Raw genomic sequence first — 14,098 nt, 5'->3', positions numbered from 1 at the left:
CTTTCCATGCGTAACACAATACGACGCGTCAAACGACGGGTAACTGGTGATACCGGGACCGTCCGAACCGACGGTGGTACCGCAACCGCGACCGAGTCGAGTTCGCGGTCGGGTCTCCGTGCGTACCTCGGCGAGGATTTCGTCGGGTCGCTTCCGTTCTGGCTCCCGCCGTTCCTGCTGATGGGGTTTTTCGTGTACGGCGCTATCGGTTGGAACTTCATCATTTCCCTCACCGACTACCAGGGGTTCGGTTCGGTCGACTACGGCCATCTCGACTTCGAGATGTACACGCAGGCGTTCAACGACCCCGGATTCATCTCCGCGACGGTACACACGTTCGTGTTGCTGCTCGCGTTCACCGGGGCCTGTCTCGTCGTCGGCCTCGTGATGGCGATCCTGGTGGATCGGAAGATTCGATTCGAGAACACGTTCCGAACCATCTACCTGTTGCCGTTCAGCCTCTCGTTCGTCGTGACCGCGCAGTTCTGGCTGTGGATGTACAACTACCAGAACGGCATCGTCAACATCGTCCTCCGAACGTTCGGCCTCGGGCAGTACCAGTGGATCGGCGACCCGCAACTCGTTCTCGGGGCCGTCGTCTTTGCGTTGGTCTGGCAGTTCAGCGGCTACGCCATGGTGGTGTACCTGGCGGCGCTCCGCGCGATTCCGACCGAGCACTACGAGGCCGCCAAAGTCGACGGCGCGAGTACGTTGCGGATGTACTGGCGGGTCATCATCCCGCAGTTGAAGAACGCGGTCATCAGCGCTGCCGTCGTCCTGATGGTGTTCGCGCTGAAGGCCTTCGACTTCCTCTACTCGCTCGTCGGCGGCTTTCTGCCCCCGAACGGGTCGGACATTCTGGCGACGAAGATGGTCCGGGAAGCGTTCCGAAACCAACACTGGGCGTACGGGTCCGCCATCGCCATCATGTTGTTCCTGTTGGCGCTCGGCATCATCGGTCCGTACCTCATCAACCAATACAGACACGGTAACCTATGAGCAATCAATCACACACAACCGAATCGCGCCGGGGAGATATCGCGGCGTGGCTGTTCGATCTGGACGTGCGGCGAGTTCTGCTGTACGGCGTTCTCGTCTCTCTGGTAGCGTTCTTCCTCGTCCCGATAGAGACGGGACTCGTCACCTCGTTGAAGACGAACTCGGCCGTCTCTCGGACGGTTCCGTTCCTCCCGCCCGGACCGGACGGATTCACCACCAAGTACTGGTCGGTCGCTATCTCGGCGCTGGGTCGCGGTCTCGTGAACAGCTTCCTGTTCGCCGTTCCGGCGACCGTTCTCTCGGCGCTGCTCGGAAGCCTGGCGGCGTACGGGATGACCCAGATAAACTGGAAGGGGCAGGCGGGAATTCTCGCGCTGTTCATCGCGGGAATCTTCATCCCCTATCAGGCGGTGCTCGTTCCGCTCTCGGAGTTCTGGAACTACATCCCCGTCGAGGAGATGCTCGCGCCGATGTGGTCGCTTCCGTTCCTCACGTCCGAACACTCGGCGCTCGTCAAACTGATCGTCACGCACGTGGCCTACGGGATCCCCATCTGTACGCTGCTGTTCCGCGGCTACTATCAGGGAATGTCCACCGAGATGATAGAGTCCGCCCGACTCGACGGCGCGAGTTTCGGACGCATCTATCTGCGAATCGTGTTGCCGCTCTCGACGCCGATGTTCGCGGTGACGCTCATCTACCAGTTCACGCAGATATGGAACGACCTGCTGTTCGCGCTCATCCTCGTGTCGAGTTCGAGTAGTTCCGCGGCACCGGTCGTCCTCATCCTTTCGGGTCTCGGGGAATCGCTGTCCGGGACGGTATTCCCGCTCCGAATGGCTGGTGCGCTCATCGCCGCGATTCCGACGCTCCTCGTCTACATCGCGTTCGGCGAGGAGTTCGCCAAGGGGGTCGCAACGTAATGACGATCGATACGCAAACGAACACGATGGAGGAAATATGTCAAAGTTAACGCTCGATGGATTGACGAAGGTGTTTGGACAGTCCGGCGGGGACGACGTCGTCGCGGTCGACGACCTCTCGATAGACGTCGACGACGGGAAGTTTCTCGTCCTCGTCGGCCCGTCTGGCTGCGGCAAATCGACGACGCTCCGCATGATCGCCGGATTGGAGAGTATTACGGACGGTCGCCTCTCGATCGGCGAGACGACGGTGAACGACGTTCCGCCGCAGGAGCGCAACATCGCGATGGTGTTCCAGTCCTACGCGCTCTATCCGCACATGACGGTACGGGAGAACATGAGTTTCGGGCTGGAAGAATCGACGAACATGCCCGATAGCGAGATCGAACGAACGGTCGACGACGCCGCCGAGATGTTGGGAATCTCGGACCTGCTGGACCGCAAGCCGGGTGAGCTCTCGGGCGGTCAGCAACAGCGCGTCGCGCTCGGCCGGGCCATCGTCCGCGACCCCGAGGTGTTCCTGATGGACGAACCGCTGTCGAACCTCGACGCGAAGCTTCGGTCGCAGATGCGCACCGAACTCCAGCGGTTGCAGGAGGACCTCGGCGTGACGACGGTGTACGTCACGCACGACCAGACGGAGGCCATGACGATGGGCGACCGAATCGCCATCCTGAACGACGGGAAACTCCAACAGGTCGCAACGCCCATCGAGGCGTACCACCAACCGGCGAACCGGTTCGTCGCCGGGTTCATCGGGGAACCGTCGATGAACTTCTTCGAAACGACTCGGAACGGGGACGTACTCGTCGGCGAGCGATTCGAGTATCCGCTGTCATCCGAGACGGCGGACGAACTCGGCGACGCGGAGCACGTCACGTTCGGCGTCCGCCCCGAGGACGTCGAACTCGTCGCCAGCGGGAGCGGTGACCACGAATTCCAAACGATCGTGGACGTGGTCGAACCGATGGGCAACGAAAACAACGTCTACCTCCAGTTCGTGGGCGAGGGCGAAGCGAAATTGATGGAGGAGCGAGAGCCGTTCGTCGCCACGCTGAGCGGCATGCGAACCATCGAAGCGGGAGACGAAGTCGTCGCTCGGATTCCCGAGGACGCGATTCACCTCTTCGACTCCGACACGGGAATCGCGCTTCGGAATCGACGTCTCGACCGCGAAGCGGCGCTTCCGAGCCACTGAACTGGCTCGCCGGTTCCGGACCCGTATTCGCTCGGGCTACTTTATCGCGCGTCGTACTCTTCTGGCGTGTAGGTCTTCAGTTCAAGCGCGTGGATGTCCGTCGTCATGTGATCGCCGAGCGTGTCGTACACCATCTGGTGCTGTTCGACCAGCGTCTTGTCGTCGAACGCGGGCGAGACGACGGTCGCGGCGAGGTGGTCTTCGTCGTGAACGCCGCGCGGATGGCTCACGGTCACGTCGGCGTCGTCCAATCCGGATTCGATGAGTTCGGCGACTTCGTTCGCGTTCATGGGAACCCGTTTCCCGTGCGCGACCAAAAGACGAGGGGTTCGAGGACGGCTGCGGTTCGACTTAAGAGCGAGCGATTTCGTCCAGTCGCCCGACCGTCTCGGCGTCCGGTTCGGTATCGCCGTCTCCCGACAGGTCGATGCGTTCGACCGGCGGGCGACGGTATTCGGTGTAGACGTTCCACACCGTTTCGTCGTCCTCCTCGACCGTGAACTCCTGAACGTCGTTTTCCGGTCGCCACACGCGCGTTATTTTCCCTTCGACGGTTCCGCCGCTCCCCGATTTTTCCGGGGACCAGTCGAACGTGACTACCATCCCTTCCGCTATCTCGTTCGGTTCGAGCATCCTGTCGGCCATCATCGACCGTACCTTCTCGAACTCCCTGAACGTACCGGCCCTACGTCCACTGGTCGAGGCCGGTCTGGGTGATGCTCTCCTCGATTCGTTCGAACCCGCGTTCTACCTCCTCCCCGTGGACCTTCCACTCCTCGGTGACGTACTCGCGCGCCGCGTCGATGTCCGGGTCCATCTCCGGATCGAACTCGTACTCGTCGGTCACGTCGGGGTCGAGGAACATGCCCCGGATGACGTCCACGTTCTCGATGTAGGCGTCCCGCTCTTCGAGGACGCCGAAGAGGTCCCCGTGTTCCTTGACGCCTTTGAGCGCCGTCTTCGGGCCGACGCCCGAGACGCCCTCGTTGAAGTCGGTGCCACAGAGGATGGCGATGTCGACCAACTGTTCCCACGTGACGTCGTGTTCTTTCAGCGTCGCGTCGAAGTCCATCAGTTCGGGGTCCCCCTTGCTGGTCAATTGGCGAAGCGTGAGCGGTGCGCCCAACAGGAGCGCGTCGTAATCCTCCGTCCCGGCATAATCGACGGTTCCCGTCCGGGCCATGTGTGCCGCCTGAGCCTCACCCTCCGCCGGTGCCTCGATGACCGGCACGTCCAACAGGTCGAGGAGTTCCCGCGTCGTTTCCTGAATGACCGGCGTGAGTCGCTGGGTGTGTGCGTCGAGGCGTGCGACTTCGATGGCGTCGCCCTCCTCGCGAGCCTCCTCCAATCGCTCCTCCAGTTTCTCGCGCTGTTCGCGCCGGTCCTCGATTTCGTCGCTTTTCAAATCCGCGACGTGTCCGTCGAAGACGAACACCGGCGTCAATTCGTGTTCGAAGAACTTCGGCAGGCCTTGGACGATGCCGACCAAGTTGGCGACTTCGGTGCCGTCATCCGTGGTGTACACCTCGTCGCGCGTCCATTTGACCGTCGTCGTGAGATACCGATAGAGCCAGTTGTGCGCGTCGATGGCGACGAGCGACCCCTCGATGTCGTCGAAGCTGATCTCTTCGAGGGACGCCAGCTGTCGAAGTGCGGAGTTTCCCATTTGCCGATGCTACGGGAGGAGAGGGTTTAAGCCTCCGTCTTCGATGCCGCGGGCGGGGACAAAACCGGACGAAATCGAGAACCTGTGGAGCGGTATCGGTTTTGGACTAGTCGCTAGAATCCGTCGTCGTGGTAGTCGTTTCGTCGCTCGTCGTGGTCGTCCCGTCGCTCGTCGTGGTCGTCCCGTCACTCGTCGTGGTTGTCTCGTTGCTCGTCGTCGTGCTCCCGTCGTCGCTCGTGGTCGTCGTCGAGGTGGTTCCGTCGGTCGTTGTATTGGTCGTCGTATCGGAACCGCCGTCATCGCTCGTCGTGGTGGAGGTGGTTCCGTCCTCGTCCGTCGTGGTGTCGGACCCGTCGTCCGTCGTCTCCGTGGTCGTGGTCGTTTCGGAGTCCGAATCCGACCCCTTTCCGAGCGCGTCGTCGAGTTGTGCTTTCGTCTTCTTCGGTTTGACCGTCGGCGCCGTCACCGTGTCGCCGACGACGATTCGCGGGACGTGCGAAATCCCGAGTCCGTGGAATTGGTCCATCGTCTTCTCGATTTGGGACTGGTAGTCCCCCGCCTCGATTTGCGAGGCGATCTCGGAGAGGTTGCTCACCTTCGCTTTCTTTGCGATACGAGCGAGCGTCTCCATCGACGCCCACCCCGACGAACGGTCCTGGTTTTTGAACATGGTGCCGAAGAACGTCCAGTAGGCCTTCGGGTCCTCGTTCCAGATGGCCAGTCCGGTGCGCGCTGCGCGCGGTTCGTCCGGGCCGTGGAACCCCTCGCCGTCTTCGTATGCGACGGCGTGGAACTCGATGGCGACGTCGCCGGGTTCGACGTACTCCTCGATGAGGGTCGGTAGGAAGTTCATGACGAAATCGTGCGTGTACGGGCATTTCCACGCGCCGTAAAACTCCGCCGTCACCGATGCATCGTCCGATCCCATCGTCGCGTACGCGTGTTCGCTCGGCTCGCTCGGAAGCGGAACGGACCGATACGCCTCGGGCGACGGTTCGATTTTCTCCGGAAGGGTCTTCTCCGAGTCGGTCCCGTTTTCGCCTTCGTCCTCGGTCGAAGTCGTCGGGGCAAACCGATCCGTGGTCGTTTCTGCTTCATCGCCGGTTCGTTCACTCGTCGAACCGGAGCCGTCGTCCATCGAAAACGCCGAACAACCGGCGACCCCGACCGACAGCCCCGCCCCGATGACGCCGAGTATTCGTCTTCTATCGTCTCTCATTGCGATACGAGAAGGGATACACTATCTTCGTTAATTGGTCGTTAACGACTGAATGAATACGGCAAGGGGCGTGAGAACTGTGGCCGACCGAATCAGGCACGGTCTACCCATTTCAGCCCCGCGGGGGACGCTCGTTTTCCTTCATCGCCAGAAACGCTTCCTCCCCCGGCGACAGGTCACGCTCCCGGTAGTGATTCAACCCGTCTTGATAGCGCTCTTCGTCCGGTTTCGGATGTTCGAGGACGAGTTCGGCCAGGCCGGTCTCCTCGCCCGTGAAGCCGAACCCCGCACGATAGAGCGCCTGATACGCGTAGGGGTTGTTTACCGCTATTTTCACCCGAGAGAATCCTCGGTCGTGAACGCGCTCCGTCGTGAACCGAGCGAGTTCGGAGCCGATTCCCTCGCCGCGCCGGTCGGCGTGGACCGTCACGTAGCGAATCCACACCGTCCCGTCGTCGGTGCGGTCCACGTTGAACGCGGTGGCCGCGACGACCGATTCGTCGCCGAAGTCGACGGACGGGCGTTCCTCGGGCCGTGACGCGCGGGCGACTGCCTTCCCCGTGTTCGACATCACGAACTTGCCCGCGTAGCTGAACCGTTCGTAGTCGAGGCGCAGTTTCGGCCCGTCGTCCGGCCACCCCAGTACCGCGTACTCCATGCCCCGTGGTTTCGACGCGACACATATCCATCCATCGGGCCGGTCGGGGCGAACGGGTGTCGGTTCCCGCCGGATTTTATGCGGTAGCGCGCGTTCGTCCGGTATGTCCTACGCCGACGGCGATATCGCACACTTCGACCGTATCGCACGGTTTTACGATTACTTCTCGTCGGACTCCGACTCCGACGTCCTCCGCGAAGGACTCGCTCAGGCCGAACGTCCGATAGTACGAGTCGCCGATATCGCGGGCGGCACCGGCCGCGCGGTTCGAGCGTTCGACGTGGACGAGGGGTTCGTGGTCGATGCGTCGGCGGGAATGCTCGCACAGGCCCACGCTCGGGGTCTGGCCTGCGTTCGCGGCGACGCGACGAGGCTTCCGCTGGCGAGCGAATCCGTCGATGCCGCCGTCATCTCCGACGCCCTGCATCACATCGGCGACCCGGACGCGACGCTCGCGGAAGTCGAGCGAATCCTTCGTCCGGGCGGCGTGGTCGTCGTCCGCGAATACAATCCGGCGACGATTCGCGGGTGGTTCGTCGTCCGCGGCGAACACCTGATGGGCATGGACTCGACGTTCTTCACGCCCGAGGCGCTGGTGGGAAAGTTGGACGCGGCGGGCCTCGTCCCGCGCGTTCGGAACCGCGGATTCGATTACACCGTGGCCGGCGTGAAGCGCACATCGGGAACGCCATAACCCCGGCGGTCCAATTCGAGGGCATGAGCAGTGCCTTCGGCACCCGACGGTTCGACCGCTCGTCAACCACGGCAGGACTGGTCATCGGCGACGTGATCGTGTTGGTGGTCCTCCTCGGAATCGGAGCGATGCGACACAACGAGAACATCCTCGCGAGTCCGGCCCACTTCGCCGGGACGGTCGCGCCGTTCCTCATCGGGTGGATAATCGCGTCGCTCGTCGTCGGACTGTACAGTTCACGCGCGCGCCAGTCGGTCCGCAGTTCGGTGCTGTTCGCGGACGGGACGTGGGTCATCGCCGCGCTCATCGGGGCGGGCCTCCGTGCGACGTCGTTCTTCCACGGCGATTCGCCGCTCACCTTCGTTCTCGTCGTGCTCGGCTTCGGATTGCTCTTCATGACCGTCTGGCGACTCGTGGCGGGCGTCGCCTCCGACGCGCTGTAACTCGGACTTCCCTGTTCTACGAGTCGTACTCACCTCTCCTCTCCCGTGGCCCGTAGCGTGAAGTGCTTCCCGACTGTGGGTTCCGTGATGTCATCCATCCCAGCGGAATTTCAGGAGTTGTTCGAGAAACCGGTGTTCGCGTACTTCGCCACGCTCACGCCGGAGGGACTGCCGCACGTGACGCCGGTGTGGGTCGATTACGACGCCGACGAGGACAGGGTGTTGGTCAACACCGAGCGCGGCCGGCGGAAGGAGAAAAACGTACGGGAGAACCCGAAGGTCGGAATGGGGATGACGGACCCCGACGACCGCTATCGTGCGCTCTCCGTTCTGGGCGAGGTGGACGAGATAACCGAAGACGACGCCCGCGAACACATCGACGAACTCTCGCGACGATACGTCGGCGACGAGTATCAACCCGAGATTCAAACGGCGCGAGTCCTCCTCAAAATCCGCCCCGACGAGGTCATCGCCCACGGCGGCGACTGAGGAGTTGCGTTCAGGCGGTGACGCGTCGATACTCGACGTAGGAGTATAGCGTGAGGCAGACGGAGATGAGGAGAACCGGCCCGACCATCAAGTAGATGGCGTAACGCGGGACGAAGGCGGCGAGGACGGCGATGACGCCCGCCAGTTTGAACAGCGGCCCCGCGCGTCTGTGTGTCCTCTTCCACACGTCGTCGTTCGAGAGCGTCCACGGGGTTTTGACCCCGATAAACCAGTTGCGCTGGACGTGGCTCATCAGCGCGCCGACGAAGTAAAACAGCACGCCGATGGCCGGCGAGAGGACCATCGTGAAGTCGAACCGGTAGCCGAGGTTCCACAGGATGACCAGCAGGTGGACGTAGAGCATGAAGGCCGTGAACAGGACGATGAACAGGTCGTAGTACTCACGGAACGCCGCGATGTTCTCCCGGAGCGGGTCGATTCGCGGAATCGCGGCGAGCAGGACGAGGAGTCCGGCGGTCAGCGTCGGGAGGAACAATAGGCCCCACAGTTTCGGCATCGTCCCGTCGGCGACGCCGTTCGCGTTCCAGTGGGTCGCCATCTGTCCGGGCATCCGAGGGTAGTAGTACGCGCTGAGGACGAACGAAACGAGGACGAGCGCGCACGCAACGAAATACGATTTTCTCGCCTCCATAGCCGATAATTGTTCGCATTCCATTATAAACCTACGCGGGTTTCCTCAAACACAACCCTGATTGACCTCCGGTCGGTCCGTTTCGCCATGAGTACTACCGATATCGATTATTCTGCACGTGCAAAAGACGTGCTCGGCTTCTCCAGATGGTGGCAGGTTGCCGCCGCCGTCGTGATGATGGGGCTCGTCAGCCCCTACCAGTACGTCTGGTCGTCTATCCGCTCGCCCATGGCGGACAATCTCTCGATCGAACCAGCGGCGCTCGGTGCGGTGTTCACCCTCTTCGTCATCTTTCAGGCGGGGTCGCAGTTTCCGGTCGGATGGTGGCGCGACAGACACGGCCCGCGCGCGTTGACGTTGCTCGCCGGAATCCTCGCCGGCGGGGGGTATATCGGCCTGTCGCGTGCGACGAGCGTCTGGCAGTTGTACGTCCTCTATTCGCTGGGCGCGATAGGTGTCGGCATCGTCTACACCGTCGCGGTCAACACCGCGCTCAAGTGGTTCCCGGACCGGCGCGGTCTGACGACCGGACTCGGGACGATGGCCTTCGCGGGCGGGAGCGCGTTGGTCGTTCCCTACGTCCGGGCGAACGCGACGGCGTCGAGTTACTCCGGCGTCCTCCGGAACATGGGTCTGCTCATCGGTATCGGAATTCTCGTCGGCGCGGTGGTGCTTCGGGACCCGCCGAAGGGATGGCTGGAAGCGACCGCCGACGGGGGCGACGAGGATTCGGAGTCGAACGTGGCCACGGGGAAGCAGTACACGTGGCGCGAGATGGCAGGGACGTGGCAGTTCTGGGTGATGTACGTCATGTTCGTCTGCGCTAGCGGGGCGGGGTTGATGCTGACCGCGAAGGTGGTCTCCTTCGCCGAGAACCTCGATTTGGCCGCGATAATCGCGACGGTCTCCGCGACGGTGTTGCCGGTCGCGGGCGGCGTCGGTCGCCTGCTCGTCGGGGACGCCTCCGACCGCCTCGACCGCGAGAAGGCGATGGCGGCGTCCTTTTTCCTCTGTGGGGTCGGCCTGTTCGCGGTCGTCTGGTTCGCACGCGCAGGGTCGAACATCGGATTTATCTTCGCCGTCATCGTGGCCACGTTCTTCTGGAGTCCGCAGTACACGCTGTTTCCGAGTGTCGTGGGCGACTACTACGGCCGGGAACACTCCTCGGCGAACTACGCGCTCCTCTACTCGGGGAAGATGTGGGGCGGGCTGTTCGGCGGGGCGGTGGCGGGCTTCCTCGTCACGGCGACGAGTTGGACGGTCGCCTTCCTCGTCGGCGGCGTTCTCGCCATCGTGGCGGCGGTCGGTGCGCTGTTCCTCCGCCCACCGTCGGACGCGAGCGCCTGATTATTCAGGGTAATTTCACCCCGGAATATTCTGTCAACCGGTATCACGGTTGCCGTTGACACGATTCGCTCCGATCGAAGGATTACTACTGGGCATTATCTCTTCCGTTTATCGTGGCGTATTCGTGCGTTTCAGACCCTGTATCCCGAATGGATCCTCATAAGTTATGGGTATTTAATCCGTAGATTCCCGAGAGCATTCTCAAGTCATACAGGAAACAGCTGCTTTTCCTATGGGAAACAGTTATATACCTACCCCGCATATTATAGAATACATTATGACTGGATACTACGACCTCATTCTTGGACTGATCCCGCTCGCACTCGTCGGCGTCACCGGAGCGTTCAGTGTTGCCGGACTCGCACTGACCACCGCAGTTCCGCTCGGAGCGATCGTTTCGGTCCTCCTCATCGGACATGCGCTGTTCGTGAACGGACCCGTCGACGAAGCGCCCGCACCGAATCCACAGTCGTCCACGCCAGTCAACTCCGCTGACTAATTCGGCTTCCACTCTTCTCCACTCCTTTCCACTCTTCTCCTTTCGCTCTTCGTTCCGTTTTCGACCCTTCGACACACTCCCTCTACCGTCGGGTCCGTTTTCCCGCGTCCCGTCATCCGTTTCTCACTTTCCTCCGTTCCGTCCCTCAACGGTTTTGTCGCTGGCATCCGTTGTGTGAGTCATGACCGAGACGCTGGTTTTGACGAGCGACGACGTTGCTGGATTGGCCGAGATGGACGAATTCGTCGACGCCGTCCGTGACGGCTATCGCCAGCGAGGACAGGGCGCGCCCGCGAAACCCCGAACGACGCTGGTGAACGACGACCCGGCGGGGATGCTGACCGGCTACTCCGCGATTCTCCCGGAAACCGGCGCGATGGGGGGGTACATGTACTCCGCAGGCTTCGGCGCGGGCGACGCGTGGTTCATGACGCCGCTGTTCGACGCCGCGAGCGGGCGACCGCTCGCGCTCATCGACGGGGCGAGCATGAATCCCTTCAAGACGGGCGCGGCGGGGGCCGTCGGCCTCGACGCCCTCGCCCGCGAGGACGCGACGTCCCTCGCCATCATCGGCAGCGGCGCACAGGCACGCGGGCAACTCAAGGCCGCCGTGACCGTCCGCGACATCGAAACCGTCTCCGTCTTCTCGCCGACGAAGGAAAGCCGCGAGTCGTTCGCCGCCGAGATGAACGAGGCGCTCTCGGCGTCCGTCGCCGCCGTCGCCAGCAGCGCCGCGGCCGTCGAGGATTCGGACATCGTCATCACCGCGACGACGGCCAGCAAACCGGTGTTCGACGGGGACCTCCTCGAAGACGGAACGCACGTCACCGCGATGGGCCAATATCACCCGAAAAAGCGCGAACTCGACGCGAAGACGGTCGAACGCGCCACGTACGTTCCCGACCTCCGCGAGCGAGCGACGCGGGACGCCGGGTCGTTCCTCGCCGCGATGGAAGACGGCGCGGTGGACGAAGATCACATCCACGCCGAACTCGGCGAGGTTGTCGCGGGCGAGAAACCGGGACGGGAATCCGAAGACGAAATCACCGTCTTCGACAGCGGCGGAACCGGCATCGAAACCGTCGCCGCGGCGTACATGCTCTACGAGAAGGCACGCGATGAGGGACTCGGCTCGACGATTTCGCTCTCACCGGCGAGCGAAGCGCTGACCGGAGAGTAGCGGTGCAGTTCCGTTCACGACCGTGAGCCGATCCACGCGCCGAGCGCGAGGCCGTACATCGCGTGCCCGGCGTGGAATATCGTGGATTCGTCCTCTTCGAGCGAGACGCCCACCAACCGGCCGAGCATGACTCGCTCGCCGAACACCGAGAGCAGGAGTCCGTAGCCGAGACCGGCGATGAGGCCCTCCGTCTCGGTGTCGAGTGCCGAGTTGGACCCTTCACCGAACGGAACCGAGAAGAGGCATCCGGCGAAGCCGCCGTACAGCAGGTGGAGCGCTATCGCACCGATCGTGTGGTCGTTCGGTTCGCCGCCGAGATATTTCGCGAGGAACTTCCCCGTCGGCGGATACGACAGGGAGACCGATTCCCGAAACGCCGTCATGACGACGGTGCTGAAAAGTCCGCCTATAAATCCGTTTTTCACGCTCGAAAGCATACGACAAACCCACGAGGGCCGTATCGATAGGTGTGGTGGCAGGGGTTAGACCGACCACCCGAACTGCTCTTTCGCCTTCTCGACGGCGCTCTCGACCTTCTTTTCGAGTTCGTCGATGGAGCGCTCGACGTAGTGGACCCGCTCGCGCGGAACCCGTCGAACGATGTCGTCGCCCTCGTCGTTTACGCCGACTTTGAGGAGCCAATGGTCGTCGAAGTAGACGATGTCGTCGTTCTCGACTTCTCGTTCGATTACCTCTCCATCCGGGTCGTCGTAAACGATGGTCGCGGTACCGGTGTCTGGCATCGTTCGTTCGTGAGTCGAGTAAACGGAAACCTCCTTCGGCCGGAAACGAACTCACTCCTCCTTCGCACGGCGACGGATATCGACGCGATAGTCGGCGAGCACGTCACGCCCGAGAATGATGTGATGGCGCATGTGACTTCGGTCCTCGACGCTGGCGGTGACCCGGTGCCAGTTCCTTCCGATTCCGATGTCGACGTCGACTAACGGCCGCGTTCGGCGCGTCTTCGCGCTCCCGAACTTCACGGCGGCGCTGCTCCTGATGGGACCCGCGCCGATCCGCGACGCGAGGTCGATGCCGATGCTGGTTCGGGTCGCGCCGGTGTCCGCCTTGGCGATGGTCGACTCCGCGTCGCGGGTTCCGTTGACCGTCACCCACTCCGTGTAGCCGACCGTTCGCCGTGCGTCGGCCGCGTTCGAATCGTCGGGCTTACAACCGGGAATCGAGTCGTCCAGCGTCCGCGAAACCTCGTCGACCCGCTCGGACGAAACGTCACCCCCGGCCCGTTCGATTGCGTAGCGGGCGATGAACGGGGCCGCGCTTTTCCCGGTCGCACGGAAGAGTCCGGTAAACCCTGCGGTCGGGTTGACTTCGAGGACGTACCAGTCCCCGTTCCACTCCATCACGTCCACGCCGGCGACGTCGAGTCCGAGGACGCGCGTCGCGTCCCGAGCGATGGACCGAACTTCCTTCGGGAGGTCGTCCGTCACGTCCTCGGGCGTCCCGCCCCGTGCGACGTTCGTTCGCCAGTCGCCGTTCGGGGCCGACCGACGCATCGCGCCCGCGATCTCGTCGCCGATGACGTACACCCGAACGTCGGACTGTCTCCCGTCCTGGTCGAGAAACCGCTGGAGGAACGTGTGTCTGTTGCCGACGACGGGCGTCGGGTGCTTGCTCTTCTCCATCTTCCACGCGGTTTCGCCGTGCGTACCGATTCCGGCCTTCTGGAGCATCGGGCCACCGATATAGCGCCGACCCTCGGCGAACGTGGCGGCGGACAGGCCGAGGTACGAATCCGGCGTTTTGACGCCGTGGTTCGACAGTCTGACTGCAGTCGCGTACTTGTGAATCGCGGTCAGCACGGCGTCCGGCGGGTTGACAATCGGGCGAAGTCCGGCGACCGTGTTGGCGATTTCGAGGAGTTCGAGCGGATGCTCCGCGGTCGTCAACAGCAGTCGATTGACGACGATATCCACGTCCGGTTCGAGTCGCGGTTCGTCGCCGATTATCTGAATCCGGGTGTTTCGCTTTCGAAGCCAAACGGGCGTGTAGCCGAGGTCCTCCACCGCGTTCAAAATCGCCTTCGTCTCCTTGCTGTTGTGAAAGCTCAGGACGCCGACCCGAACCGTGGTGTCGAGCGTGCGTGTCATGGGCGACCTAGGAACGGTGT

At 62.7% G+C, this 14,098-nt stretch carries 18 protein-coding genes; 9 read left to right on the top strand and 9 right to left on the bottom strand.

From position 1 onward, the window contains the following. Positions 1–6: 6 nt before the first annotated feature. The 3 genes from ACGYLY_RS07855 to ACGYLY_RS07845 are packed head-to-tail and all read left to right on the top strand — an operon-like array spanning position 7 to position 3,120. Positions 7–999 carry a carbohydrate ABC transporter permease gene (locus ACGYLY_RS07855; protein ID WP_395282207.1) on the top strand — a complete coding sequence of 331 codons (993 nt, stop codon included), beginning with the start codon at positions 7–9 and terminating at the stop codon, positions 997–999. Continuing rightward, on the top strand, positions 996–1,922 hold the full coding sequence (locus ACGYLY_RS07850; RefSeq protein ID WP_231183858.1) for a carbohydrate ABC transporter permease: 927 nt from the start codon (positions 996–998) through the stop codon (positions 1,920–1,922). The genes ACGYLY_RS07855 and ACGYLY_RS07850 overlap by 4 nt, the downstream gene beginning before the upstream one ends. Before the next feature lie 37 nt (positions 1,923–1,959). Beyond that, positions 1,960–3,120 carry an ABC transporter ATP-binding protein gene (locus tag ACGYLY_RS07845; protein WP_395282208.1) on the top strand — a complete coding sequence of 387 codons (1,161 nt, stop codon included), beginning with the start codon at positions 1,960–1,962 and terminating at the stop codon, positions 3,118–3,120. A 41-nt stretch (positions 3,121–3,161) separates the two neighbouring features. Here ACGYLY_RS07845 and ACGYLY_RS07840 read toward each other — a convergent pair whose 3' ends face one another. The 5 genes from ACGYLY_RS07840 to ACGYLY_RS07820 all read right to left on the bottom strand — a co-directional run bounded on the left by ACGYLY_RS07840 (position 3,162) and on the right by ACGYLY_RS07820 (position 6,663). Further along, complete coding sequence (locus tag ACGYLY_RS07840; protein WP_231183856.1) at positions 3,162–3,410, bottom strand: BolA family protein; 249 nt, start codon at positions 3,408–3,410, stop codon at positions 3,162–3,164. A gap of 61 nt (positions 3,411–3,471) precedes the next feature. Next, entirely contained in the window at positions 3,472–3,765 is a 294-nt protein-coding gene (locus ACGYLY_RS07835; protein ID WP_395291135.1) for a hypothetical protein, read from the bottom strand. 40 nt (positions 3,766–3,805) lie between these two features. After that, positions 3,806–4,786, bottom strand: coding sequence for a flap endonuclease-1 (gene fen / locus ACGYLY_RS07830; RefSeq protein ID WP_395282210.1), 981 nt, complete (start codon positions 4,784–4,786; stop codon positions 3,806–3,808). A 106-nt stretch (positions 4,787–4,892) separates the two neighbouring features. Next, on the bottom strand, positions 4,893–6,005 hold the full coding sequence (locus ACGYLY_RS07825; RefSeq protein WP_395282211.1) for a DsbA family protein: 1,113 nt from the start codon (positions 6,003–6,005) through the stop codon (positions 4,893–4,895). Between the two features lie 112 nt (positions 6,006–6,117). Beyond that, positions 6,118–6,663, bottom strand: coding sequence for a GNAT family N-acetyltransferase (locus tag ACGYLY_RS07820; protein ID WP_395282212.1), 546 nt, complete (start codon positions 6,661–6,663; stop codon positions 6,118–6,120). 103 nt (positions 6,664–6,766) lie between these two features. Here ACGYLY_RS07820 and ACGYLY_RS07815 point away from each other — a divergent pair, with 103 nt between their 5' ends. From ACGYLY_RS07815 to ACGYLY_RS07805, 3 genes are all read left to right on the top strand, one after another. Next, the gene (locus ACGYLY_RS07815) at positions 6,767–7,357 is read left to right on the top strand and encodes a class I SAM-dependent methyltransferase (protein WP_395282213.1); all 591 of its coding nucleotides are present in this window, start codon (positions 6,767–6,769) and stop codon (positions 7,355–7,357) included. Between the two features lie 23 nt (positions 7,358–7,380). Further along, a complete protein-coding gene (locus ACGYLY_RS07810) occupies positions 7,381–7,800 on the top strand; it encodes a DUF3054 domain-containing protein (protein ID WP_395282214.1) in 420 nt (139 codons plus the stop codon). Positions 7,801–7,887: 87 nt separating this feature from the next. Further along, on the top strand, positions 7,888–8,289 hold the full coding sequence (locus ACGYLY_RS07805) for a pyridoxamine 5'-phosphate oxidase family protein (protein ID WP_395282215.1): 402 nt from the start codon (positions 7,888–7,890) through the stop codon (positions 8,287–8,289). A 10-nt stretch (positions 8,290–8,299) separates the two neighbouring features. Here ACGYLY_RS07805 and ACGYLY_RS07800 read toward each other — a convergent pair whose 3' ends face one another. Then, positions 8,300–8,941 carry an SdpI family protein gene (locus tag ACGYLY_RS07800; protein WP_395282216.1) on the bottom strand — a complete coding sequence of 214 codons (642 nt, stop codon included), beginning with the start codon at positions 8,939–8,941 and terminating at the stop codon, positions 8,300–8,302. An 87-nt stretch (positions 8,942–9,028) separates the two neighbouring features. On the opposite strand from ACGYLY_RS07800, the gene ACGYLY_RS07795 reads away from it, so the two are divergent. The 3 genes from ACGYLY_RS07795 (at position 9,029) to ACGYLY_RS07785 (ending at position 11,967) form a co-directional block, all read left to right on the top strand. Next, positions 9,029–10,288, top strand: coding sequence for an OFA family MFS transporter (locus ACGYLY_RS07795; RefSeq protein WP_395282217.1), 1,260 nt, complete (start codon positions 9,029–9,031; stop codon positions 10,286–10,288). Between the two features lie 277 nt (positions 10,289–10,565). Then, positions 10,566–10,787 carry a hypothetical protein gene (locus ACGYLY_RS07790; RefSeq protein WP_231183847.1) on the top strand — a complete coding sequence of 74 codons (222 nt, stop codon included), beginning with the start codon at positions 10,566–10,568 and terminating at the stop codon, positions 10,785–10,787. Positions 10,788–10,968: 181 nt separating this feature from the next. After that, positions 10,969–11,967: an ornithine cyclodeaminase family protein gene (locus tag ACGYLY_RS07785; RefSeq protein ID WP_395282218.1), complete on the top strand. Its 999-nt coding sequence runs from the start codon at positions 10,969–10,971 to the stop codon at positions 11,965–11,967. A gap of 14 nt (positions 11,968–11,981) precedes the next feature. Here ACGYLY_RS07785 and ACGYLY_RS07780 read toward each other — a convergent pair whose 3' ends face one another. The 3 genes from ACGYLY_RS07780 to ACGYLY_RS07770 all read right to left on the bottom strand — a co-directional run bounded on the left by ACGYLY_RS07780 (position 11,982) and on the right by ACGYLY_RS07770 (position 14,078). Then, positions 11,982–12,350 carry a hypothetical protein gene (locus ACGYLY_RS07780; protein WP_395282219.1) on the bottom strand — a complete coding sequence of 123 codons (369 nt, stop codon included), beginning with the start codon at positions 12,348–12,350 and terminating at the stop codon, positions 11,982–11,984. Positions 12,351–12,449: 99 nt separating this feature from the next. After that, a complete protein-coding gene (locus tag ACGYLY_RS07775; RefSeq protein WP_231183843.1) occupies positions 12,450–12,710 on the bottom strand; it encodes a hypothetical protein in 261 nt (86 codons plus the stop codon). A 51-nt stretch (positions 12,711–12,761) separates the two neighbouring features. Then, on the bottom strand, positions 12,762–14,078 hold the full coding sequence (locus tag ACGYLY_RS07770) for an ATP-grasp domain-containing protein (protein ID WP_395282220.1): 1,317 nt from the start codon (positions 14,076–14,078) through the stop codon (positions 12,762–12,764). Positions 14,079–14,098: the final 20 nt, after the last annotated feature.

The organism is Haladaptatus sp. CMAA 1909 (assembly GCF_043952005.1).
Lineage (GTDB): Archaea > Halobacteriota > Halobacteria > Halobacteriales > Haladaptataceae > Haladaptatus.
This window is presented reverse-complemented; position numbering and strand designations above follow the sequence as displayed.

Bases quoted from the DNA above. Each gene is read 5' to 3' on its own strand.
- ACGYLY_RS07855 (WP_395282207.1), top strand. From the start codon at position 7: ATGCGTAACACAATACGACGCGTCAAACGACGGGTAACTGGTGATACC.
- ACGYLY_RS07850 (WP_231183858.1), top strand. From the start codon at position 996: ATGAGCAATCAATCACACACAACCGAATCGCGCCGGGGAGATATCGCG.
- ACGYLY_RS07845 (WP_395282208.1), top strand. From the start codon at position 1,960: ATGTCAAAGTTAACGCTCGATGGATTGACGAAGGTGTTTGGACAGTCC.
- ACGYLY_RS07840 (WP_231183856.1), bottom strand. From the start codon at position 3,410: ATGAACGCGAACGAAGTCGCCGAACTCATCGAATCCGGATTGGACGAC.
- ACGYLY_RS07835 (WP_395291135.1), bottom strand. From the start codon at position 3,765: ATGGCCGACAGGATGCTCGAACCGAACGAGATAGCGGAAGGGATGGTA.
- fen (WP_395282210.1), bottom strand. From the start codon at position 4,786: ATGGGAAACTCCGCACTTCGACAGCTGGCGTCCCTCGAAGAGATCAGC.
- ACGYLY_RS07825 (WP_395282211.1), bottom strand. From the start codon at position 6,005: ATGAGAGACGATAGAAGACGAATACTCGGCGTCATCGGGGCGGGGCTG.
- ACGYLY_RS07820 (WP_395282212.1), bottom strand. From the start codon at position 6,663: ATGGAGTACGCGGTACTGGGGTGGCCGGACGACGGGCCGAAACTGCGC.
- ACGYLY_RS07815 (WP_395282213.1), top strand. From the start codon at position 6,767: ATGTCCTACGCCGACGGCGATATCGCACACTTCGACCGTATCGCACGG.
- ACGYLY_RS07810 (WP_395282214.1), top strand. From the start codon at position 7,381: ATGAGCAGTGCCTTCGGCACCCGACGGTTCGACCGCTCGTCAACCACG.
- ACGYLY_RS07805 (WP_395282215.1), top strand. From the start codon at position 7,888: ATGTCATCCATCCCAGCGGAATTTCAGGAGTTGTTCGAGAAACCGGTG.
- ACGYLY_RS07800 (WP_395282216.1), bottom strand. From the start codon at position 8,941: ATGGAGGCGAGAAAATCGTATTTCGTTGCGTGCGCGCTCGTCCTCGTT.
- ACGYLY_RS07795 (WP_395282217.1), top strand. From the start codon at position 9,029: ATGAGTACTACCGATATCGATTATTCTGCACGTGCAAAAGACGTGCTC.
- ACGYLY_RS07790 (WP_231183847.1), top strand. From the start codon at position 10,566: ATGACTGGATACTACGACCTCATTCTTGGACTGATCCCGCTCGCACTC.
- ACGYLY_RS07785 (WP_395282218.1), top strand. From the start codon at position 10,969: ATGACCGAGACGCTGGTTTTGACGAGCGACGACGTTGCTGGATTGGCC.
- ACGYLY_RS07780 (WP_395282219.1), bottom strand. From the start codon at position 12,350: ATGACGGCGTTTCGGGAATCGGTCTCCCTGTCGTATCCGCCGACGGGG.
- ACGYLY_RS07775 (WP_231183843.1), bottom strand. From the start codon at position 12,710: ATGCCAGACACCGGTACCGCGACCATCGTTTACGACGACCCGGATGGA.
- ACGYLY_RS07770 (WP_395282220.1), bottom strand. From the start codon at position 14,078: ATGACACGCACGCTCGACACCACGGTTCGGGTCGGCGTCCTGAGCTTT.